At 52.9% G+C, this 22,712-nt stretch carries 19 protein-coding genes; 9 read left to right on the top strand and 10 right to left on the bottom strand.

Going from position 1 to position 22,712, the window contains the following annotated elements:
• Nucleotides 1-12 precede the first annotated feature (12 nt).
• The 5 genes from JFC11_RS16805 (at nt 13) to JFC11_RS16785 (ending at nt 10,749) form a co-directional block, all read left to right on the top strand.
• Complete coding sequence (locus tag JFC11_RS16805; RefSeq protein ID WP_038483117.1) at nt 13-906, top strand: AraC family transcriptional regulator; 894 nt, start codon at nt 13-15, stop codon at nt 904-906.
• A 248-nt stretch (nt 907-1,154) separates the two neighbouring features.
• Nucleotides 1,155-4,346, top strand: coding sequence for a bifunctional proline dehydrogenase/L-glutamate gamma-semialdehyde dehydrogenase PutA (putA, locus tag JFC11_RS16800; RefSeq protein ID WP_095604614.1), 3,192 nt, complete (start codon nt 1,155-1,157; stop codon nt 4,344-4,346).
• A gap of 119 nt (nt 4,347-4,465) precedes the next feature.
• Entirely contained in the window at nt 4,466-8,131 is a 3,666-nt protein-coding gene (putA, locus tag JFC11_RS16795) for a bifunctional proline dehydrogenase/L-glutamate gamma-semialdehyde dehydrogenase PutA (protein ID WP_198350113.1), read from the top strand.
• A 237-nt stretch (nt 8,132-8,368) separates the two neighbouring features.
• Nucleotides 8,369-9,859, top strand: coding sequence for a sodium/proline symporter PutP (gene putP / locus JFC11_RS16790; protein WP_038483111.1), 1,491 nt, complete (start codon nt 8,369-8,371; stop codon nt 9,857-9,859).
• A 263-nt stretch (nt 9,860-10,122) separates the two neighbouring features.
• The gene (locus JFC11_RS16785; protein WP_038483108.1) at nt 10,123-10,749 is read left to right on the top strand and encodes an OmpW/AlkL family protein; all 627 of its coding nucleotides are present in this window, start codon (nt 10,123-10,125) and stop codon (nt 10,747-10,749) included.
• Nucleotides 10,750-10,876: 127 nt separating this feature from the next.
• Here JFC11_RS16785 and JFC11_RS16780 read toward each other — a convergent pair whose 3' ends face one another.
• Complete coding sequence (locus JFC11_RS16780) at nt 10,877-11,209, bottom strand: YqcC family protein (protein WP_038483105.1); 333 nt, start codon at nt 11,207-11,209, stop codon at nt 10,877-10,879.
• Between the two features lie 285 nt (nt 11,210-11,494).
• On the opposite strand from JFC11_RS16780, the gene JFC11_RS16775 reads away from it, so the two are divergent.
• From JFC11_RS16775 to JFC11_RS16760, 4 genes are all read left to right on the top strand, one after another.
• On the top strand, nt 11,495-12,547 hold the full coding sequence (locus tag JFC11_RS16775) for a DUF3549 family protein (RefSeq protein ID WP_198350112.1): 1,053 nt from the start codon (nt 11,495-11,497) through the stop codon (nt 12,545-12,547).
• Nucleotides 12,548-12,616: 69 nt separating this feature from the next.
• Complete coding sequence (locus JFC11_RS16770) at nt 12,617-13,057, top strand: ATP-dependent zinc protease family protein (RefSeq protein WP_009724956.1); 441 nt, start codon at nt 12,617-12,619, stop codon at nt 13,055-13,057.
• Between the two features lie 40 nt (nt 13,058-13,097).
• On the top strand, nt 13,098-14,006 hold the full coding sequence (gene rimK / locus JFC11_RS16765; RefSeq protein ID WP_038483098.1) for a 30S ribosomal protein S6--L-glutamate ligase: 909 nt from the start codon (nt 13,098-13,100) through the stop codon (nt 14,004-14,006).
• Nucleotides 14,007-14,093: 87 nt separating this feature from the next.
• Nucleotides 14,094-14,540 carry a hypothetical protein gene (locus tag JFC11_RS16760; protein WP_038483095.1) on the top strand — a complete coding sequence of 149 codons (447 nt, stop codon included), beginning with the start codon at nt 14,094-14,096 and terminating at the stop codon, nt 14,538-14,540.
• 1 nt (nt 14,541) lies between these two features.
• Here the strand turns inward: JFC11_RS16760 and JFC11_RS16755 are convergent, their stop codons facing one another.
• The 9 genes from JFC11_RS16755 to JFC11_RS16715 form a co-directional block, all read right to left on the bottom strand.
• Nucleotides 14,542-15,327 carry a SanA/YdcF family protein gene (locus JFC11_RS16755; protein ID WP_198350111.1) on the bottom strand — a complete coding sequence of 262 codons (786 nt, stop codon included), beginning with the start codon at nt 15,325-15,327 and terminating at the stop codon, nt 14,542-14,544.
• Between the two features lie 18 nt (nt 15,328-15,345).
• Complete coding sequence (gene sufT / locus JFC11_RS16750; protein WP_198350110.1) at nt 15,346-15,915, bottom strand: putative Fe-S cluster assembly protein SufT; 570 nt, start codon at nt 15,913-15,915, stop codon at nt 15,346-15,348.
• A 22-nt stretch (nt 15,916-15,937) separates the two neighbouring features.
• Nucleotides 15,938-17,203, bottom strand: coding sequence for an aminotransferase class V-fold PLP-dependent enzyme (locus JFC11_RS16745; protein WP_095604618.1), 1,266 nt, complete (start codon nt 17,201-17,203; stop codon nt 15,938-15,940).
• A gap of 30 nt (nt 17,204-17,233) precedes the next feature.
• Complete coding sequence (sufD, locus tag JFC11_RS16740) at nt 17,234-18,574, bottom strand: Fe-S cluster assembly protein SufD (RefSeq protein WP_198350109.1); 1,341 nt, start codon at nt 18,572-18,574, stop codon at nt 17,234-17,236.
• Entirely contained in the window at nt 18,571-19,320 is a 750-nt protein-coding gene (gene sufC, locus JFC11_RS16735) for a Fe-S cluster assembly ATPase SufC (protein ID WP_198350108.1), read from the bottom strand. The genes sufD and sufC overlap by 4 nt, the downstream gene beginning before the upstream one ends.
• A 69-nt stretch (nt 19,321-19,389) precedes the next feature.
• A complete protein-coding gene (sufB, locus tag JFC11_RS16730) occupies nt 19,390-20,832 on the bottom strand; it encodes a Fe-S cluster assembly protein SufB (RefSeq protein ID WP_038483079.1) in 1,443 nt (480 codons plus the stop codon).
• A gap of 71 nt (nt 20,833-20,903) precedes the next feature.
• Nucleotides 20,904-21,362 (bottom strand): SUF system Fe-S cluster assembly regulator, encoded by a 459-nt coding sequence (locus tag JFC11_RS16725; protein WP_038483075.1) that lies wholly within the window; start codon nt 21,360-21,362, stop codon nt 20,904-20,906.
• 308 nt (nt 21,363-21,670) lie between these two features.
• Nucleotides 21,671-22,012, bottom strand: a complete 342-nt coding sequence (locus tag JFC11_RS16720) for a zinc ribbon domain-containing protein YjdM (protein ID WP_038483071.1) — start codon at nt 22,010-22,012, stop codon at nt 21,671-21,673.
• Between the two features lie 134 nt (nt 22,013-22,146).
• Nucleotides 22,147-22,710: a hypothetical protein gene (locus JFC11_RS16715; protein ID WP_198350107.1), complete on the bottom strand. Its 564-nt coding sequence runs from the start codon at nt 22,708-22,710 to the stop codon at nt 22,147-22,149.
• Between the last annotated feature and the right edge of the window lie 2 nt (nt 22,711-22,712).

The raw sequence follows: 22,712 nt of genomic DNA, 5'->3' as shown, positions 1-22,712 counted from the left end.
CGAGGAGACCTCATGCCGAGTACTATTCGTCAAATCCCTTTAGAAAGTGCCACAAAGCATCACTCCCACGATTTTCACCAAATAGTCATTACGCTGTGCGGCTCTTCAGAATTTGAGATTGAAGGCCTAGGTGGCCGGGTAAACGCATTTTCAGGCTGCATTGTTCCCGCGAATCATGAACACTTCTATTCAGGTAACGGCTACAATCGTCAACTGATACTGGACCTGCCTGAAGATGCACCTGCCTTAACGGGCGAACACCGCGAATTAGTAGCACTGTTTGATGCGCCGCGTTTTTTTGCACTCGACAATCCATTGCGCCACTACCTTGCTTTCGTAGAAAGCGAGCTCGCCCAAGGATTTGACACGTCGGCAATGTCTTTCCAGCAAGATCGTCTTGCTGCCACGTTGTTAGGTTCATTAAAGGCTCGTCTGGGCGCATCAGAAAGCGCATCACAACGGCGGCTCAACCTTGATCAAATCGATCGATTTATTCGCCACCACTTGGCCGATGAGCTGAGAGTAGCTGATTTAGCAAAATTGGCCTGCCTCAGTGAGGCACATTTCTCTGAACGCTTTCGCGTCCAAACGGGCCTATCGCCCTGGCAGTATGTACGACGCCAACGCTTACACGCAGCCCGGCAGCTTGTATTACAAAGCCGTCTACCACTCACTGACATAGCCATTCAAACAGGCTTTGCAAATCAAAGCGCTCTTTCGCATGCTTTTCGGCGTAGTTACGGCTTGTCTCCCCGCCAGCTACGCCAAGGAGTAGGCGCAACCAATACACCGCTCGATTCGGCTACCCACTTAGCGCCGTCTTCAACATCCGGTGCAACCTCGTTAGCATCTTCCGCGCCCTCTTCAGGAGCAAGCGTTAAGACTGGCGCACTCTCATTTCGCTAGTGATGGAGCAGTTAGCTTAGGCACATGACTCGCTATTTTGCGTGTTGGCAGCCGTTTAGAGACTAAACTAAAGTCTTAAAAAGCGTTTCTTACCGAGAATTTGACACGTTTTGCCATGAAAACGACATACACCTAATGGCAGCTCGCTCTACATTCGACCGTTATCTTGGGCACAGCGCCCTACCATCGCTTTATTTCGGTTATTTGATTCAGCTTTTCGCTTTCTGTTTAGACTTATGGGGGCCTCAATGCTCAATGCCAAGAAAATGCGTGACCCTGTCATCTGGCAAACTGATCTTGATACGCTTATGGAGCGTATCAGTGATCACTATCTTGTCGATGAGGATGCCTTCGTCAGTGAGCTAATCAAGGTTCTCAACGCTGACAGTGACGATTTTGCACGAATTGAATCGAATACAGCGGCGCTGGTGCGTGATGTCCGCAAAATGGACACTGCTGTCGATACGATTGACGAACTACTGCAGCAATACAGTTTGGATACCCATGAAGGCTTAATGCTGATGTGTTTAGCCGAAGCCATGCTACGCATCCCAGATACAGCCACCGCCGATGCGCTAATTGAAGACCGACTTGGCCCTGCCGATTGGAAGTCCCACTTAGGTAAAAGCGAATCATGGATGGTAAATGCTTCAACCTGGGGCCTATTGATGACCGGGCATGTGTTAAAGCTCGATCACCCAAAAGAGGGCCAACCTGCTCACTTCATCAACCGCATGGTTAATAAAGTGGGTGAACCCGTTATTCGTCGCGCCATGATGGAAGCGATGAAAATCATGGGCAAACAGTTCGTGTTAGGGCGCGATATTAATGAAGCACTAAAACGCTCTAAACCGCTCTTCAATAAAGGCTATACCTACTCCTATGATATGTTGGGTGAGGCAGCGCGCACCCGTGCCGACGCCAAGCGCTACTATGATGACTATGCTCGCGCAATCGAGCAGGTAGGCAAAGCCTGCAAAACACTGGGTGATAAAACCCCTGCACCATCAGTATCTATTAAGTTATCTGCTCTCCACCCCCGCTATGAGTTTGGTCGCCGCGAGCAGGTACTTACCGAACTAGTCGATACGGTTATTAAGCTAGTCACTAAGGCTCGTGAACTCGACGTAGCAGTGACAATCGATGCTGAAGAAGTGGATCGCCTAGAGCTCTCTCTCGACGTTTTCCGCGCGATATATGAAAGTGATGCAGTGAAGGGATGGGGGCACTTTGGCCTTGTCGTTCAGGCATATTCGAAACGTGCGTTGCCGGTACTTCACTTCATTAACCGTCTGGCTGAACAACAAGGCGACGAAATTCCGCTACGTTTGGTTAAAGGCGCTTATTGGGATAGCGAAATCAAGGAGTCCCAACAGCTGGGGGTAGATGGTTATCCTGTATTTACCCGTAAAGCATGTACAGACGTAGCTTACTTGGCCTGCGCACAGTTCCTGCTATCCAATGATACGCGTGGGCGTATTTTCCCTCAGTTCGCAACGCACAACGCCCACACCGTCACGACGATTCTTGAACTCGCCAATCAAGATAGCCGCCCGTTTGAATTCCAGCGCTTACATGGCATGGGCGAAGCCCTTTATGACGCAGCCCTAGCACGCGCGCCAAAAGGCACTTACTGCCGAATTTATGCCCCAGTTGGTGCCCATAAAGACCTACTGCCCTACCTGGTACGTCGCCTGCTTGAAAATGGCGCGAACTCCTCTTTCGTTCACCAAATTGTCGATCCAGAAGTCCCTGTAGAGTCACTGTGCCAACACCCAATTGAAACGCTTCGTCAGCATAAAACGTTTGCCAATAAGCGCATTCCGCTGCCGAAAGATATCTATGGGCCAAAACGCCGCAACTCTCGCGGGGTCAATCTTAATATTCGCAGCCACTTCTATCCGTTAATGGACAAGATGGGCTCGTTTATGGATAAGCAGTACCTGGCAAAACCTTTGCTGGCCTTTGATGTTGCCGACGATGCCATGAATATCCACCCAGTCACCTCGCCTTTTGACCGTCGCAAAACCGTGGGCAGCATTCAGTGGACTAGCAAGGAGCAGGCCGCCAAAGCACTCGATGCAGCCTGGCAAGCGTTCCCACGCTGGGAAACGACTCCGGTAACCGAGCGCGCTGATATTCTCCGCCGCTTAGCCGACTTGATGGAAGAGCACATGGCAGAGCTGATGACGCTCTGTTCACGAGAAGGCGGTAAGTTACTCACCGATGGTGTCGACGAGATCAAGGAAGCTGTCGATTTCTGCCGCTACTATGCCATGCGCGCTGAAGAAGCCTTTGGTCAGCCGATTGAACTGCCAGGCCCTACCGGTGAATCCAACCGCTTGATGATGAGTGGTAAGGGGGTATTCGCGGCAATCAGCCCTTGGAACTTCCCAGTAGCAATCTTCTGCGGTCAGGTTGTCGCCGCCGCCGTTGCTGGCAACACCGTACTCGCCAAGCCAGCAGAGCAAACCTCGATCGTTGCTCACCGCGTTATTGAGTTGCTTTACGAAGCGGGCATGCCGCGTGATGTGGTTCAGTTACTGCCTGGCGACGGCCCCACAGTAGGTAGCGTCTTAACCTCTGACCCACGCATTACGGGTGTTGTATTCACCGGCGGCACTGATACAGCGCAGATAATCAACCGCGCTCTTGCAGCCCGCGAAAATGCACCGCTGCCAACGCTAATTGCCGAAACGGGCGGCATGAACGCCATGATTGTCGACTCTACTGCGTTGCCTGAACAGGTCGTTGTCGATGTGATTCAATCTGCGTTCCAAAGTGCCGGTCAGCGTTGTTCCGCGCTCCGAGTTCTTTACTTACAAGACGATATTGCCGACCGCGTCATTGAAATTCTAAAAGGCGCTATGAACGAGCTACGTATTGGTGATCCACGAGATTTAGGCACCGATGTGGGCCCGGTGATTGATGACGACGCACGTAAAGGTCTAATGGCGCATATAGAAAAGCTGAGGAGTGAAAATCGCTTAGTCGCGGAAACACCGATGGCGGCAGAACAAACCCAACATGGCACCTTCGTCGCGCCCACCGCCTTTGTCATCGACAGCATTGACTCGCTTACCCGGGAGCAGTTTGGCCCCATTCTGCACATTGTCCGTTATAAGTCTCGCGACATTGACCGCGTAATCAATGACATTAATGGTCGCGGATATGGCCTAACCTTTGGGGTGCACAGCCGCAATGAGTCATTTGCCGCTGAAATAGCGCAGAAAATACGAGTGGGCAACGTGTATATCAACCGCAACATTATCGGCGCGGTGGTTGGTGTTCAACCCTTTGGTGGACAGGGCCTCTCTGGCACTGGCCCCAAAGCGGGTGGCCCGCATTATCTACAACGCTTTGTGACTGAAAAAACGATCACCAACAACACCGCCGCACTGGGTGGCAACGCGTCGCTTCTGGCACTAGGCGATGAGTGAATGGGGCAAATAGCGTCTGACGAAAAGTCTCAGGTATTGATCGCTAGTGAGCCATTAAAAGTAAAAGATCTAAGTCGATACATCTACGCTATGTGTCGGCTTGCAAGGAGAGACCCATCATGAACAAAGCTAATCTTAATTTGCATAGCGACGTGAGCGATCTTCGCTCACGCATCCGCAGCAACTATGACGCCGATGAAGCAGCGGTGCTGCATGAGCTGATCGAACGCATCAAGCTATCAGAGGATGACCGACGCAAAGTTGCTGCCGCCGGTGCCAACTACGTGGAGCGTGTTCGCAAAGAAAGGTCTCCCTCGATGATGGAGGCGTTCCTCGCTGAGTACGGCCTCTCAACCACCGAGGGCGTCGGCCTGATGTGCCTGGCAGAAGCCCTGCTGCGCGTGCCTGATGCGGAAACCATCGACGACCTGATCCACGATAAAATCGAGCCGTCCGACTGGGGCGCGCACCTGGGAAAATCGTCCTCATCGATGGTTAATGCCTCGACCTGGGCGCTGTTGCTAACCGGTAAAGTACTGGAAGAGGATCCCAAGGGCCCAACCCGGGCGCTACGTGGCCTAGTACGCCGCATGGGCGAGCCGGTAGTGCGAAAGGCGGTTGGTCAGTCGATGAAGATTCTCGGCCGCCAGTTCGTACTCGGCCAGACCATCGAAGAAGGCATGAAGAATGCCCGCGAGCTTGAGAAACAGGGCTACACCTACTCTTACGACATGCTTGGCGAGGCGGCTCGCACAGATGAGGATGCCGTCCGCTATCATGAGGCTTATGCCAAGGCGATCACTGCAATCGCCAAACAAGCCAAGGGCGATGTACGTGGGAGTCCTGGTATCTCGGTGAAACTATCAGCCCTACATCCGCGTTATGAGTACACCCACCGTGACACGGTAATGGCAGAGCTCGTACCCCGTGCGTTGGAACTGGTAAAACAAGCGGCCAAAGCCAATATCGGTTTCAATATCGATGCAGAAGAGCAGGATCGACTGGATCTGTCACTCGACGTGATCGAGGCACTGATGTCCGACCCCAGCCTCAATGGATGGGACGGCTTCGGGGTCGTTGTACAAGCCTACGGGCGCCGCGCCGCGCCGGTGATAGAGACACTTTACGAACTTGCCGAGCGGTTCGGCCGCAAGATCATGGTGCGTTTGGTCAAGGGCGCCTACTGGGATTCCGAAATCAAGCTCTCCCAGGAGATGGGCGTTAAAACCTTCCCGGTCTTCACCCGCAAGGTCAATACCGATGTCAGCTACATGGCCTGCGCTCAGATGCTGCTCGACCGGCGCGACCGCATCTATCCACAGTTCGCCACACACAATGCCCATACCTGCGCCGCCGTCGTGGCCATGGCAGGCGATGACAAGGACAGCTACGAATTTCAGCGCCTGCATGGCATGGGCGAATCGCTGCACCACATCGTTAAAGAGGCTGAGGGCACGCACTGCCGCATCTACGCCCCGGTCGGCGCTCACCGCGACCTGCTGGCCTACCTGGTGCGTCGCCTACTAGAGAATGGCGCTAACTCCTCGTTCGTCAACCAGGTGGTGGATAGCTCGATTCCCCCGAGCGAAGTATCAAGGGATCCAGTTGAAGGGTTTAAACAGCTTGGCGACGCCATCTCAAGCCCGTTAATCCGTCAGCCCGGCGAGCTGTTTGCGCCAGATCGCAAGAACTCCAAGGGTTATCGTATCAACGAACCCGCCTCGATCCTGCCTCTGCTTAATTCGCGGGAAACCTTTGCTGACAGGACCTGGACAGCAGGCCCCATGCTAGTGGGAAATCCTGCTCCCCAAGGCCCAGCTCGCGATGCAGTCTCTCCCGCCGACAGCTCGCGTATTATCGGCAAGGTGCATGAGGCCACCCCTGAAGAGGTAGCGGCCGCTCTCGACGCTGCAGAGGAAGGTTTTCGTGAGTGGTCAGCACGTCCTGTGGCCGAGCGTGCCGAAGTGCTCCGTCGTACCGCGGATCTCTATGAAGAACATATCGCTGAGCTGACCGTGATCACCACCCGCGAAGCCGGTAAGATGATGTTTGATGGCATCGCTGAAGTGCGCGAAGCGGTGGATTTCCTACGCTACTACGCCAATGAGGGTGAGCGGCTGGAAGCGGAAGAACCCGGTAGCGCCCGCGGTATCTTCGTCTGCATCAGCCCTTGGAACTTCCCACTGGCCATCACCACCGGGCAGATCGCCGCAGCCTTGGTGGCTGGCAACGCGGTACTTGCCAAACCCGCCGAGCAAACGCCGCTGATCGCCGCCCGCGCCGTCGAGTTGATGCGTGAGGCTGGCCTTCCAGAAGCAGCACTTCAACTGCTGCCTGGCGATGGGCCCACGGTGGGTGGCCCGCTGACTAGCGATCCACGTATCGCTGGTGTCTGCTTCACTGGCTCGACCCCCGTGGCACAGATTATCCACAAAGCCCTGGCGCAGAACGCAGGACCCGATGCGATACTGGTTGCCGAAACCGGCGGCCTCAACTCGATGATTGTGGACTCTACGGCGCTGACCGAGCAGGCAGTCCGCGATATCTTAATCTCCTCCTTCCAATCGGCTGGGCAGCGTTGTTCAGCGCTACGCATGCTGTATGTGCAGGAAGAGGCGCGCGACCGGTTGCTCAACATGCTTTATGGCGCCATGGACTCGCTCACCATCGGCGATCCTTGGAATACTGACACCGACGTCTCACCAGTGATCGACGCCGACGCCCAAGCCGAGATAAGCGACTACGTAGCAGCGCACGAGAAGACAGGTAAGGTGTTGAAGAAACTGTCCGCACCAGAAACCGGCACTTTCGTCACCCCCGCGGTCATTGAGGTTGGGGGCATTGCAGATCTCGAACGCGAGATATTCGGCCCGGTTCTACACGTGGCTACTTTCAAGGCGCGAGACATCGACAACGTGGTCGACGACATCAATGGCAAAGGCTACGGACTGACCTTCGGCCTGCATACCCGCATCGATGATCGTGTGCAGCAAATCGTCGAGCGCATCCATGTCGGCAACGTTTATGTTAATCGTAACCAAATCGGCGCCATTGTCGGCTCCCAACCATTCGGGGGCGAAGGCCTTTCGGGCACCGGGCCCAAGGCCGGTGGCCCGCTCTATGTCACTCGCTTCCGCCGCACTGCCACCGCCGAGCACCACAAGGCTCCTGAGGGGAAAACCATCTCACTCAGCGACCTTCAATCGGCTTTAGATAGGCTAGATGCGCGGAACTGGGCGGTACGACCTAATCGAATCGAGGTACTCCGCAAGGCACTCTCCGGCAAAGGCGGTGTGATCCGCAAGGCCCTTAACGAGACAGCGGCCCTCGACATGACACCGCAGACGCTTCCAGGACCCACAGGGGAAAGCAACCGCTTGGCGATGTATCCAAAAGGCGCTGTTCTGTGCCTTGGGCCAACGCTGGATATCGCCGCTGCCCAAGCAGTACAGGCGCTTGGCGCGGGCTGTACGGCAGTAGTGATCGCACCAGGCGCAGCTCAAGCCGTCCAGCCGCTGGTCGACGCTGGCGCGCCCGTGATTGGGCTCGACGGTAGCATCACAGCAGATACACTAAGCGAGGTTCAAGGGATCGCCGCCGTCGCCGCGGCTGGCAAAAGTAATTGGACGCATGAACTGCGGATAGCACTCGCTAAGCGCGACGGTGCCATCGTGCCGCTCGAGACTCAGACCATTTCACCAGATCGCTACGTGGTGGAACGTCATCTGTGCATCGATACGACCGCAGCGGGTGGCAACGCCAGCTTGCTGGCAACGGCCGAATAGGCCCGCTGGCTTTGTCGACGTCATGCTTCTCAACTAAACTTAGACGATAATAACATCGTGTTGCCGGGAGGCGGCCAGTACAGGCGCTTCCCTAGCAAGGAATATCGAGGACCAAGCGGTAGCGCCTTGCTACACGAATAAGAAGCGGAGTTAAACATGCGTGCTACTAGCGGTTCTGCACGGCAAGCGCGCTAACCTGTCGGAGCTAGCTCCGTCCTGACAAATTGGAGAACTTTCATGGCTATCGGTGTTTGGATTAGTCTTTTTGCCTACTTTGCGCTCATGATCGCCATCGGCATTTATGCCATGCGCAAAGCGACATCTTCATCAGAAGATTACATGCTGGGGGGACGTGGCCTCAGTCCACAAGTAGCAGCTCTGTCGGCTGGCGCTTCGGACATGAGCGGCTGGCTGCTGCTTGGGTTGCCCGGCGCAATGTTTGTTTCCGGCTTGGGATCCGCCTGGATCGGCATTGGCCTTCTGGTGGGTGCGTTCTTCAATTGGACTCTGGTCGCCCCCCGACTGCGTGAACAGACGGTTCACTACGGTAATGCGATTACCATTCCAGCCTTTTTGGCAAACCGCTTTCCGACACGTGCGCTTTCACTGCGCACGGTGTCTGCTATCGTTATCGTCATCTTTTTCGCGGTTTACACGGCATCAGGCCTAGTCGCTGGGGGCAAACTGTTTGAAAGCGCGTTTGCCGGTATTTTTAACATCGGCGGCATGAGCGACTATGCTGTAGGCATCCTCATTACACTTGGTGTGGTACTTGTCTATACCGTTGTTGGCGGCTTTCTGGCCGTGAGTATGACCGACTTCGTGCAAGGCTGTATCATGATGCTAGCGCTAGTAATCATGCCTGCAGTGGTGCTATTTGGCGAAGGCGGTGGCGGGTTCTCCCAAGCATCACAGACGCTAAATGAAGTCGACCCCACCCTGCTATCCTGGACGTCAGGGCTGACCTTTATTGGCTGGCTCTCTGCGGTTACCTGGGGACTGGGATATTTCGGTCAACCACATATCATTGTGCGCTTTATGGCCATCCGGACGCTGAAAGATGTGCCTACTGCCCGTAATATCGGCATGAGCTGGATGCTTATTTCCCTGATTGGCGCAGTCTCTCTAGGTCTATTTGGCCGGGCTTATGCAATCCGCAACGGCATGGATATCGAGGATCCAGAAACGATCTTCATCATTCTGGCGAACCTGCTATTCCACCCGCTGGTCACCGGCTTCCTCTATGCGGCACTGCTTGCTGCGATTATGAGCACCATTTCCAGCCAATTGTTAGTATCGTCGTCTTCATTGACCGAAGATTTCTATCGCCTGTTCCTCAGAAAGGAAGCAACCGATAAAGAGTGCGTAAAGGTGGGTCGAATCTGTGTCGTACTGGTTGGTCTGGTGGCCGCTGTGATTGCGTCAAATCCAGACTCCCAAGTTCTTGGGCTAGTAAGTAACGCCTGGGCTGGCTTTGGCGCAGCATTTGGCCCGCTGATCATTCTGTCGCTAATGTGGTCTCGCACGAACGGAGCTGGCGCCATTGCAGGCATGGTAGTGGGCGCTGCTACCGTCATGATTTGGATTGCATTAGGCTGGAACGGAGAATTTATGGGTGGCCCCGGCGTGTACGAGATCATCCCAGGCTTCATCGCTGCCTTTATTGCCATCTTGGTGGTTAGTAGCATAACTGCCGATGCGGGTGAATATCAGCATATTGATCGCTAGACGAGCGTCAATGACACACTCAGCTTAATTAAACAATTAGTTGATCATTGAGGCCTTCCCATGCCACGGGAAGGCCTCTTTCACTTCTGATGGCCTCTTTTATAAGCCCATTATTTAACGGCGGAGCTCCACTCTTTGCCCCAGGTCAATAACCTGCCCTCCTCTACCCGATACACTCTTTACATGGTTCGCGATCATGTCGAACAACGGTTCACGTTAACCACTCACTGCAAAGACTCACATTAATGGTCAGGAGCGACGCTATGCGCCATAACTCTCTTTCAACACTGCTCACCACTGGACTTGCAGCAGCCACATTGATGGCAAGCGGCCAAGTTTTAGCTTACGGCGCTGGCGATTTCTTTACTCGCGTGGGTGTTGCCAAAGTGGAGCCAAAAAGCGACAACGGTTCATTAGCCGGAGGCGCGTTCACGGTTGATGTTCAGGACAAAACCGATTTCGCATTTACCCTGGGCTACCGCTTCCACGACAAAATGGGCATCGAGTTACTGGCAGCTCTGCCGTTTGAGCACGATATTGCCCTGAACGGTGATAACCTTGCCTCTACCAAACACCTTCCGCCAACTCTAACGCTCCAGTACTACCCACTAGGTGGCACTGATGCGCGCGTACAGCCTTATGTCGGCGCAGGTATTAACTACACCTTTTTCTCTGATGAAGAGCTAGCCATTGGCGAACTGGAGCTGGACGACTCCTGGGGGGCCGCAGCTCAAGTGGGTATCGATTTACTTATCGATGAGAACTGGGCACTTAACGCAGCAGCGTGGTATATCGACATCGATACTGACGCGACCATTAACGGTGCCGCTGCAGGCACGGTAGAGATTGATCCCTTAGTGGTTATGGCAGGCTTAAGCTATCGGTTCTAACACCGCTACGGCTGTGCTAGCCGTATAATCGCATGAAAAATGCCCAGTCCCGCTGCTTGCGGTGCTGGGCATTGTCTTTGCTGACACCCTCATCACAATAGGCTTCAGCTCCTCGTATTAGCGCGACCTAGCTTTCGGTAACTAGCCGATCTATCTTTTCAACGGCTCGAACAACCAGTAGCTGGTCACTGGCACGAACTTTTTCCTGCATTAGGTAAGCAGCCACTGCCGGCGCTACATCGCACTTGGCAGGCATGGTGGCCTGGGCATCAATCAGTGCATTTAATCGAGCGATAAAGACAAATCGAATCCACTGAGGCAGCGACATCGTGTCGATACAGAAGGGTTGCTGGCTATTAAATGCTGAAATATCAGGCGTTGTCATACGCCATAAGTTAGCGGCCTTCATAGTGGCTTCAAGCTCAAGAAGCGCGGTTTGAAGCTGTTGATGGACGCTCATAAGCACCTTTTCCATTTGAATCAGTAAAGCTCTATTATCCCAGCACTGTGGGTAAGTTGCCAACCGTCTGACAGAGTTTGTGTCTTATTCACAGATTCACAGAAAACCTGCAAGAGGCTGTGGATAAACTATGGAAAGATGTCGCTACTGTTACTCTCATGCGGGTTACGCCATATTGTGCAATTTTTAACCATTTTGATAATAAAGCACGGATTAATCAGCGTTTGCGGCTGACAGTGACACATCAGCAAGGTAGAGTGCAGGCTTGAAATGCGGAAGGATGTCATGCAACCAATCCAGACACTTGATGAGTTTTTTACACGTAGCGGCGCGGACGTTTCCCTCTATCATATGGGACGACGAGTAACGGACTGCCCACGAGAAACACTGCGTGCATTCGAAAATGGCGAGATAGCCTGGCCGGAACCCTGGCAACAGCAGGCACGCCTTGGCGTAGTATTTCGCATGGGTGACATGCCTGAACCAGCCATCTGGTTTTTGGCGCTGCCGCTAGACGAACAAGGCAAGCTCTCCCCCGCCCAACGAGACGGTTTTATTAATCGCTTGCTCGAAACCCTTGGGAGAAATGCGGCGCAGCTAGAAAATAAACCGCTAGGCCAGGCAGAAACTGCTGACGTGGATCACCTAATGAAGGATAATCCGCTCGCTTTTTCGCCTGATATTACTTTTCAAGCAATGCTTAATGCTCAGGCCACTTATGCATTAGAGCTTGCCGCTAGCCAACACTTAGAGCCTGTCGAGGCCTATCTTAGTGGCCAGCAGACTATTGACTGGCAAGCACTGGGATTACAAGGCATCGCTGATTATGTGGTACGCCTCGACTTACCCACATCAGAAGCGCTAGCGCTGCGCCTTCCCCAGTTGCCCACTAGTGTCGCTCACTCGCTGTGCTATTGCCTGGAGCATAGGTCTCTTGCAGAGCCGCTGGTAAGTGCATTACGGGCGCGTGGAGAGCAAGCAGCCATTGATGGTGACGTAGAAACCCTGTGCGCCTGCGTGCGCGCCGTGGGCTGCACTCCATCAGCAGATGTCGGCCAATGGTACTCAAGCCTGTTAAATGACCCTGTTGCTTGCGGCCCAGATATTATCGCAGCCATTGCTGGCCGCGGGTGGTTATTGTTAGAAGACGCTGAACGTTTACCACTGCTTTTACAGCGTTTAGCAGAAGACAAACGCACTAACTTTAATGCAGTCGTACGTGACCTTGCACTGATTCCCAGACTTCGCCTATTGGTTATGCTGACACTACGCGACGCGCCGCCTGATTCCGCGATTCAGCTAAGGCTAAGTGCGTTGATTAACCAAGCTAGAAGCTAGCTATTTATTTATGAGACGCTAGATCGACTCATTTCTTGATGACAAACCTTCATTTGCCAGGAGTATGCCGTGAAGGAATTACCCTATCAGGCCAAAGCAGTCATCGGCCGCCGTGAAATGGTGACGTTACCTGAATTAGGGCTTCACCTTTGCTGCAAAGCCGATACTGGCGCGCGCACCTCTGCTTTGCATGCCGAAGAAATTGACACTCATGAAGATGAGGATGGGCAGCTGTGGGTAAGTTTTATTACCCATAGTGGCGGCCCGCAAACGCCTGCCCACCGCTACCAGCTCCACCTGCACGACAGGCGGCGCGTTACCAGTTCTAATGGGCACAGCGAGTGGCGTTATGTTATTCGCACCCCGATGCAATTGGGTGAACTAAATTTTCCGGTTGAACTAACCCTGACTGACCGTAGCAATATGCGCCATCCCATGCTGCTTGGGCGCCGCGCTATGCGACGCTTGCTTATAGCCCCTGGGGCTGCATTTTTGCACGGCGAGCCTTAAACTAACTTATTAGCCATACTTTTTGGCCCCGGAGCCCTGCATGCATATTGCCCTGCTTTCGCGCAATCGCAATCTATATTCTACTCGCCGCCTTATTGAGGCCGCCGAGCAGCGTGGGCACACCGCTCGCGTGGTAGACACGCTGCGCTGCTATATGAGCATCGCCTCCCACCATCCGTCGATTCATTATAAAGGCGCCGAAATCGAGCCCTTTGATGCCGTCATTCCTCGTATAGGGGCATCGGTTACCTTTTATGGCTGCGCCGTACTGCGTCAATTTGAAATGATGGGCACCTACGTAATAAACGACTCTGTTGCCATCACTCGTTCACGGGATAAGTTACGCTCGCTACAGCTTCTCTCAAGGAAGGGGCTGGGCTTGCCCATCACGGGTTTCGCCCACTCTCCTGATGACATTCCTGACCTTATTACCATGGTCAAGGGTGCTCCGCTGGTCATCAAGCTGCTGGAAGGAACGCAAGGTATCGGCGTTGTACTTGCTGAAACAAACCAAGCAGCTGAGTCGGTTATTCAAGCGTTTATGGGCATGAAAACCAACATCATGGTTCAGGAGTACATTAAAGAGGCGCGCGGCGCCGATATTCGCTGTCTGGTGATTGGCGATAAAGTGGTTGCTTCGATGAAGCGCCAGGCAGCCGAAGGCGAGTTCCGTTCAAACCTGCATCGTGGGGGCACCGCCAGCGTCATCCGCATTACCCCCGAAGAGCGCTCAACGGCCATTCGAGCGGCAAAAGCCATGGGACTGCGCGTTGCAGGTGTCGACTTACTGCGCTCTAACCATGGACCGGTGATTATGGAGGTCAACTCATCACCTGGACTACAAGGTATTGAGAATGCAACAGGTAAAGATATCGCCAGCATGATCATCGAACACATCGAAAAAAATGCCATGCCAGTGCGTAAAGCGCCACCCAAGCCTAAAGGCTAAGGCTTAATGCAAAAATAATCCGCATTAGGGGTGGCAAATTAGCGCTGCCACCCCCACAATCTGCGTCACCGAAGGAGGTAGACGCTCATGTTTCTCGACAATCGCCAAGTGGCGATGGACAGCGTGCTGGAAGCGCTGGCCGATAGCATTGATTATTTCCAGGATAATATTGAACGCCTGAGACCCACGCTGCGTGATGCACTGAAACCGCACTATACTGAGCGGTTAAATCAGATGCGTAAACTTCAGGAACTGGCCCGTGCGCACTTAAAAATGCTGCCTCGAGATGCTGACGTTGAGCGTGACGACTTTTTATGGCTATGGAGCCGTTTAAAAAGCTTTGTGGGCAACGATAGCCAGGTATTAATCAATGAGCTGTTAGAACAAGAGCGCGTACTGATGCAAGCCCTTTCAACGCTATTCACTCACCCCCTGCCCGATCCCATTGAGCCGGTAGTGGAAGAGTGTATGCAAGGTTGCCGTAAGTTAATACGCGAATTGTATAACTTACAAAAGCGCAAAACGCATCGCTAACCTATTGATCACCCCTATTGATCACCGCCGCTTGCTCATGTGACGTCTGCGCCGATCTCACAGTGTAGTGGTAAATATCAAGGCCAATAGGGAGGCGAGACACTTCGCCGACGTTGCTACTAGCGTTTAATTCGATAGGTTCTGGAGAGCCTAGAAAGTGAGGCTCTCTTCCCCAAATATATAGATCACCTAAAGTAGCGACCCGCGCCACCCATTCGCGCATTTTCAACCGCCACTCCCCAGCAGCAGATTTCTCTTCCGCCACACAGCCAGTTACATCCATTCCTAATGCGCGACCAATAAAAACTGCACGGGGAAGATGCCAGCTCTGAGTAACCAGCAACGCCTTATCTAACTGAAAGACATCTCTAGCGCGCGCAAGCGTGTCATAGGTACTGAACCCAGCAAAATCCATGGTGAGCTGGTCTGCTGGCACACCGCGACGATAAAGATCACGCCACATGGCGCGAGGCTCGTTATAGGCTTGAGTACGATTATCCCCAGAGATTAATAAATGGCTGACCCGCTGATCGGCAATCAGACGCGCAGAGGTTCGCATACGGGCTTGAAAGTGAGGGTTGCGAAAGCCGCTGCGTGTCCAATTAGAGGTACCAAATACAATCGCCACATCGGTTGGGCGACACTCCGCAAAGCTGTCATCAATATAGCGTGCCGTACTGGCAACCACCCAAAAATTACCAACTATAAACAGCAATGTCGCCAGCAGCATAAGTGCTCCTAGCGACATCAAAAAACGTTTTATGTAACGTAATAGCAGGCTGTGCATCCAGCTCCCCATCAGGGGTTAAAACATGCCGAGCTCAAGCTTGGCTTCGTCGCTCATCATGTCACGGCTCCAGGGCGGGCTGAAGACAATTTCAGTATGTACCTTGTTAATCTGAGGTGCGCCTAGGATTTTATTCCGCGCATCCGCCGCAATGACATCGCCCATTCCACAGCCTGGTGCGGTCAGCGTCATACGAATAGTGACCATCAGCTCGCCACTGATCAAGCGCTCAAGACGGCAACCATAGACCAACCCTAGATCAACAATATTAACCGGTATTTCGGGATCGAAGCAGGTACGCAACTGCTCCCAGACAAACTGTTCAATTTCTTCATCGCTGGCACTTTCAGGCAGTGTTGGACGCGGCAATGGCTCGAGCCCTAACGCATCCAAATTACGCCCTTCAATAAGATAAAGCCGTCCTTCAAAGCCAACACTTACCGAGCTGCCCTTCGCTTGCATCACGCTGACAACGCTGTCCTCAGCCAGCGTCTCCGTTTTGCCAAACGGAATAGCAATGGCGTCAACATCACGCTGAAGCGGCAGTTTTTGACCACGTTCAAGGCTGGCCACTTGCTCAATATCCATAACGGTCCTTAAATGAGGGCCTTTAACGTACCATTCCGATCACACGCTTTAGCGCTGCAACAAACGTATCTATCTCTTGAAGCGTATTATACGCCGCAAATGATGCACGACACGTCGCATCTACGCCAAAATGATGTAGCAATGGTTGCGCACAGTGATGCCCGGTACGAATAGCGACGCCTAGCTGATCAATCAGCAGCCCAATGTCCTGGGAATGGGCGCCTTCGACCACAAACGAAAGCACGCCAGCTTTATGTGGCGCTGTGCCAAGAATGCGCAAGCCATCTATTTGGCTCACCTCTGCAGTGGCATGTTCCAGCAATACGGCTTCCCAAGCGCCAATCGCCTCCACGCCAACGCCTTCCAACCACTCAATAGCGCGCCCCAAAGCGATCACCTCCGCAATGGCGGGAGTGCCAGCTTCGAATTTATGCGGAAGTTCCGCAAAGGTGGTGCCGACGTCAAAAGAGACCGTTTTAATCATCTCGCCACCACCCTGCCAAGGCGGCATCGCTTCTAATAAGGTCTGCTTACCGTACAGCACGCCAACGCCAGTAGGGCCATAAATTTTATGCCCAGAGAACGCATAGAAATCAGCATCAATATCCTGAACATCAACCTGCTGGTGCGGTGTTGCCTGAGCACCATCGACCAGAATAAGCGCACCGTGCTGGTGGGCAAGCGTTGCCATCTCTTTCACTGGGTTAATGGTGCCCAACGCATTAGAGACATGATTAACTGCCACTAGTTTAGTGCGCTCATTGAGCAGCGCGCGGTACGCCGCCATGTCTAGCGCCCCATTAGCCTCAACGGGAATGACCTTAATGGTAAAGCCGATCTCAGCCGCTAATAGCTGCCAAGGGACAATATTGGAGTGATGCTCCAACATTGAAATTAGCACTTCATCGCCCGCAGCAAGCTGGGAGCGCCCCCAACTTTGAACCACTAAATTGATTGCTTCAGTCGTGCCCCGCGTAAAGATAATCTGGCGTGCATCTTCCGCATTGAGAAACGCCTTAACGCGATGCCGTGTGGCTTCAAAAGCTGCTGTCGCCTCATCTGCCAAGGTGTGCAGCCCTCGGTGGATATTGGCGTTATAACGCGAGTAATAGTCGCTGAATACGTCAATAACCTGCTGGGGCGTTTGGCTTGTCGCGGCATTATCTAGATATACCAACGGCTTTCCGTGCACTTCCCGTTTTAGTATCGGGAAGTCGTTGCGCAACGCTTCAACATCAAACGCTGCAGGGGCGAGCACGGAGGGTTTCTCAATCACGCTATGGGGCATCGATGACTCCTTGGCTAGTCGTTGAGTGCGTTAGTCGTTGAGCGCAGCCGCTGCTTCTACCAATCCAGCGAGATTGAAGCGTTCCGGCAGCTTGCCCGCTACCGCTAACTCTACCCGCTCAGCAATCACATCTAGCGCAACCTGTTCAAGCACCTCGCCAGCAAATGCAAGCGTTAACAAGCCTCGCGCTGTCGCTTTGTCGATACCGCGGGTACGCAACGCGTAGATCGCGTCTTCATCCAACTGCCCCGTGGTGGTGCCATGAGAACACTTCACGTCATCAGCATAAATCTCAAGCTCAGGCTTGGCATCGATATGCGCGCGATCAGAAAGCAATAAGTTTTGGTTACTTTGGAAACCTTCGATCTTCTGGCTATCGCGCTTAACGTACACTTTACCGTTAAAGACGCCATGGGCACGGTCATCCAAAATGCCTTTGTAGTTCTCGTTCGAGAACGTTAGCGGCGCATTGTGATTAACCTTGGTGTGGTTATCCACGTGCTGGCGACCTTGACCAAAGAACAGGCCATAGAAGTTAGTTTCTGCGCCTTGGCCGTTTAAATCACTAATAAGGTCGTTGCGTACCAGCGCACCGCCCAAATTCAGATTGTAGGAGCTGTAGCGGCTGTCTCGGCCCTGTTCAACATGAATACTGGCGACATGCAGATCACCCAAGGGCGCTTCTTGCAATTTGTAGTGATTCAAAATCGCACCGCGATCAAGCATCAGCTCTGCAACCACGTTGGTGAAGTTAGCCGCATCGGCTTCACCGATATAGTGCTCAATTAACGTTGCTTCACTGCGCCCTGCTGCCTCGACCAAAATGCGCGGATGGCTCATTACTGGCGCGCCCGCACGGGACAGAAACTGCAGTAGGATGGGTTTTTCCACCACGGTACCCGGTGCAATGCGCACCACAGCCCCCTCTTCCATAAACGCGGTGTTCAGCGCTGCGAACGGGGAGAAATCTACTCCCGTTAAGCGACCCAGCGGCCCACCCACGGCTTCATGGTTATCGCTTAGCGCTTTGGAAAGCGGCATTACCTGAACGCTACTCGGCAGTGCTTCTAAGTCCGACAATGCGGCTGAGAAAACACCATCCACAAAGGTCAGTCGGTACGCATCCAACGGCAGCGTAAGCGCGGCTGCTTGTGCCTGGGAAAAGTCTGCAGTCTCAGCCAGCGCAAAGTTGCCCTGGGCAATCGTGCGTACGTCAGTGTATTTCCACTCTTCATCGCGGCGAGTAGGAAACCCCATGGCTTCAAAGCGGGCAGCTCCCGCTTGGCGGCGAGCCGCGATCCAGGTTGGCTCAACTCCGCGCTGTTGGCTACGCGCTTTCAGCGTGTCCAAAAACGTTTGCGTATCGCTCATGCCGCAGACTCCTCAATGCCTTCATAGCCGTTGGCTTCCAGCTCTTTAGCAAGCTCAGCGTCGCCGCTCTTCACAATACGACCGTCGACTAAGACGTGCACTTTATCCGGTACGATATAGTCAAGCAGGCGCTGATAGTGAGTGACCAGCAGAATGGCTCGCTCTTCAGCCCGCAGGCTGTTAACGCCATCGGCAACGACTTTCATCGCGTCGATATCGAGACCAGAGTCAATTTCATCAAGCATGGCAAGCTTTGGCTGAAGCACCAGCATCTGAAGAATTTCGTTGCGCTTTTTCTCACCGCCAGAGAAACCTTCATTGACGGCACGCTGCAGGAAACTGGCATCCATCTTCATAAAGCCCAGCTTCTCTTTGACGAGCTTCATAAACTCAGGAGCGGGCATTTCTGCTTCACCACGTGCGACACGCTGTGCATTAAGCGCAGATTTGAGCAGATAAATATTTTTTACCCCTGGAATTTCCACTGGGTATTGGAAACCTAGTAGCAAGCCCGCTTGAGCGCGCTCTTCAATTTCCATTTCCAGCACGTCCTGCCCCTCAAAGGTAACGCTACCATGGGTCACTTCGTAGCCATCTTTACCGGCAATAACTGCCGACAATGTGGATTTACCCGCGCCGTTCGGGCCCATAATGGCATGCACTTCACCTGCATTGATGGTGAGCGTTAAACCTTTCAAAATTTCTTTGCCGTCGACGGTGACGTGTAAATCTTTAACTTGCAACATAGTCATAACCTTTTAAATTCTTGCGGGACGCTTGCGCGTCTCCCGTAAAATAAGTCGGGGCCGAAGTGGTTAACCCACTGCGCCTTCAAGCGTCACATTTAGCAGCGCTTCTGCCTCTACCGCGAATTCCATCGGCAGCTCTTGGAAAACGTCTTTACAGAAGCCGTTCACAATCATGCTGACCGCATCTTCTTCAGAAATCCCACGGCTTTGGCAGTAGAACAGCTGATCTTCGCCGATCTTAGACGTGGTGGCTTCGTGCTCAATCGTGGCGGTACTGTTGCCAATTTCTTGGTAAGGAAAGGTATGGGCACCGCACTTGTCGCCAATTAACAACGAATCACACTGAGTGAAATTACGTGCCCCTTTGGCACGAGGGCCAATTTTGACCAGGCCACGGTAAGATTGATCGCTCTTACCTGCCGAAATGCCTTTGGCAACAATATAGGAACGGGTGCCTTCGCCAATGTGAATCATTTTGGTGCCAGTATCCGCTTGCTGACGGCCGTTCGTCACCGCCACGGAGTAGAACTCGCCGATACTGTCTTTGCCACGCAAAACACAAGAAGGATATTTCCAGGTGATCGCCGAACCGGTTTCTACCTGTGTCCAACTGATGCGCGAACGCTCACCGCGGCAATCGCCACGTTTGGTAACGAAGTTGTAAATCCCGCCCTTGCCGTTCTCATCACCGGGATACCAGTTCTGAACGGTGGAATACTTGATGTAGGCATCATCCAGCGCAACGAGTTCTACAACTGCCGCGTGAAGCTGGTTTTCATCACGCATTGGCGCCGTACAGCCTTCCAAGTAAGACACCTGAGCCCGGCTCTCGCAGATAATCAGAGTGCGCTCGAACTGGCCGGTGTTGGCCGCGTTAATCCGGAAGTAGGTCGACAGTTCCATAGGGCAAGTCACGCCTTCAGGAACAAACACAAACGACCCATCGGTAAATACAGCCGAGTTTAGTGCGGCAAAATAGTTATCAGCCACCGGAACGACCGTACCGAGATACTGTTTGATGAGGTCTGGGTAATCGCGAATTGCTTCAGAAATCGAGCAGAAAATAACGCCCGCTTCGCCTAGCTGTTTTTTGAACGTGGTTGCCACGGAAACAGAATCGAATACGGCGTCGACGGCCACACCGGCAAGCGCCGCACGCTCATGCAAAGGAATACCAAGCTTCTCATATGTTTCGAGAAGCTTAGGATCGACTTCATCCAGGCTCTGAGGGCGATCTTCAGGGCGCTTTGGCGCACTGAAATAAGAGATCGATTGATAATCAATGGGTGGATAATCAAGATGCGCCCAGGACGGCTCTTTCATTTTCAACCACTGACGGTATGCATCTAGGCGCCACTCCAGCATCCATTCCGGCTCGCCTTTCTTATTAGAGATAAAGGCAATGGTGTTTTCATCAAGGCCAGGTGGCAGGGTGTCGCTTTCAATATCGGTTATAAAACCATCTTTGTATTCGCGACGAACCAACTGTTCCATTTCTTCGCTTGCCATGGTGATACCCTCCGGGCAGTTGGGTGGCGAGCCTAGCTCGCCGTCAATAGGGTTAGTCTATGTTGCATTGCCTAAGCAGATGCCAGGCTAATGCTTTGAATCGGTAGCTGAACGGGTAGCTTGATTGGCGTCGTATCGGCCAGGTGCGCCAGCGTAACGCTTTCCAGTAACGTGCGAATCGCCAGTGAGACTCGCTGCCAGTTATCAGCGACACCGCAGGTAGCAGCCAGGTCGCACTCACCCTCAGCTTGGCTACACTCGGTCATTGCCACGGGCCCTTCAATAGCGGCAATAATATCGGCAGCAGTAATGTGTGATGCTGGTCGCGCCAGACGATAACCACCCTGGACACCGCGTTGTGACTCCAGAAGGCCGGCTTTCACCAGCATCTTTAGCGTCTTACTAACAGTGGGATGTGGTAACTGCACTGCATCTGCTAAATCAGCCGCCGCATGCGACACCTGTGGATGGCGAGCAATTTGTGCCATCACGACAGCGGCATAGTCTGTCAGCCGAGAAAGCTTGAGCATGTTGACTCCCATTCGCCGTTACAGTTGGCTTACCCGTTAATGGGTACCATTTTAGTCCTGTATAAATTTGATGTGAAGCCCTAGAGCAAAATCGTTATCAATTTGTGCAAAATAACAGCACGTTCGGCTCTGATAGCATCAAAAACAACAATCATTATCATTTGAAAAAACTATCGACGCGCTAAACGAAAAAAACCTGCGAGGATTTCGCAGGTTTTTTTAAAGGGCAGCACCTTGTGGCGAAGGCGCTATGCCTTTGAGTACTATGTCTTTGGGTACTATATCTTTAAGTACTATGTCTTTGAGTACTAGGCTTTTTTGACGAACTCTGACTTAAGCTTCATGGGCCCAATACCGTCGACCTTGCAATCAATATCGTGATCACCATCGACTAAACGGATATTTTTAACTTTAGTGCCTACCTTAACCACTAGTGAACTGCCTTTGACCTTGAGGTCTTTTATGACAGTGACGCTGTCACCATCTGCCAGCATATTGCCGTTAGCATCACGAATACCAGAGCTAGCTTCTTCAGCGCCCTCTTCTGCTACTTTTGACCATTCATTGCCGCATTCCGGGCAGACATACTGGATACCATCATCGTAGGTAAACTCAGAGGCACAGGCAGGACAATTGGGTAGATCACTCATGATAGGCTCCAACGCATCAGGCTAATACACAGGACTTAGTCATTCACAGAACTTAGAAAGCGATGGAGCCTACACGGCTTGAGCACAATACTCCAGTTGGATACGCCAATTTGCGCTATCAACACAGCGCATTACTACTCACCTAACTGTGCTGAATGCTGCTGCCACCACTGACGCGCGATGTGCACATTTTCAGCATTTGCCGTCGCATCTAACACGGTGGGCAACTGTATATAGTCACCTCGAGTTTTTGCCATCAATAGCGGATCTTGGGTGGCAAGCTGAAGCGCATACAGGGCTAACATCAACTCATAGTCATCGGTTGTATTGAGGCGCGTAAACAGCAAAGGCACAGCGGGCAAGCCGATTTCTCCTAACCGCTCTGCCGCAATATACCAAGTACGGGGATTGTCTTGTCCGCCGTACTGCGAGACAAACCGCCTGTCTGCCAATCGGCTAACATAGTAGGCCGCCTTCTCTTCAGGGCTCGTTAACAGCGGCGGCACCCAGTCGGTTACTTGGCGGTTAGTTACGTAACCTGGCTGCGCCGCTCCTGAAGATACCTGAGCCACGCCAGGTGAAACCTTCTGAGCAACGGCGGCATCAGGTGCTTGAGAGGAGGTTGGCTGACCAGCGCACCCCACTAACATAGTAAACATTGCGCATGCTGGCGCTAACCACTGAAGACGCTGCTTCATGA

This window comes from Vreelandella alkaliphila, assembly GCF_016107625.1.
Lineage (GTDB): Bacteria > Pseudomonadota > Gammaproteobacteria > Pseudomonadales > Halomonadaceae > Vreelandella > Vreelandella alkaliphila.
Note: the sequence above shows the minus strand (reverse complement) of the source record. Positions and strands in the feature narration are given on the sequence as shown.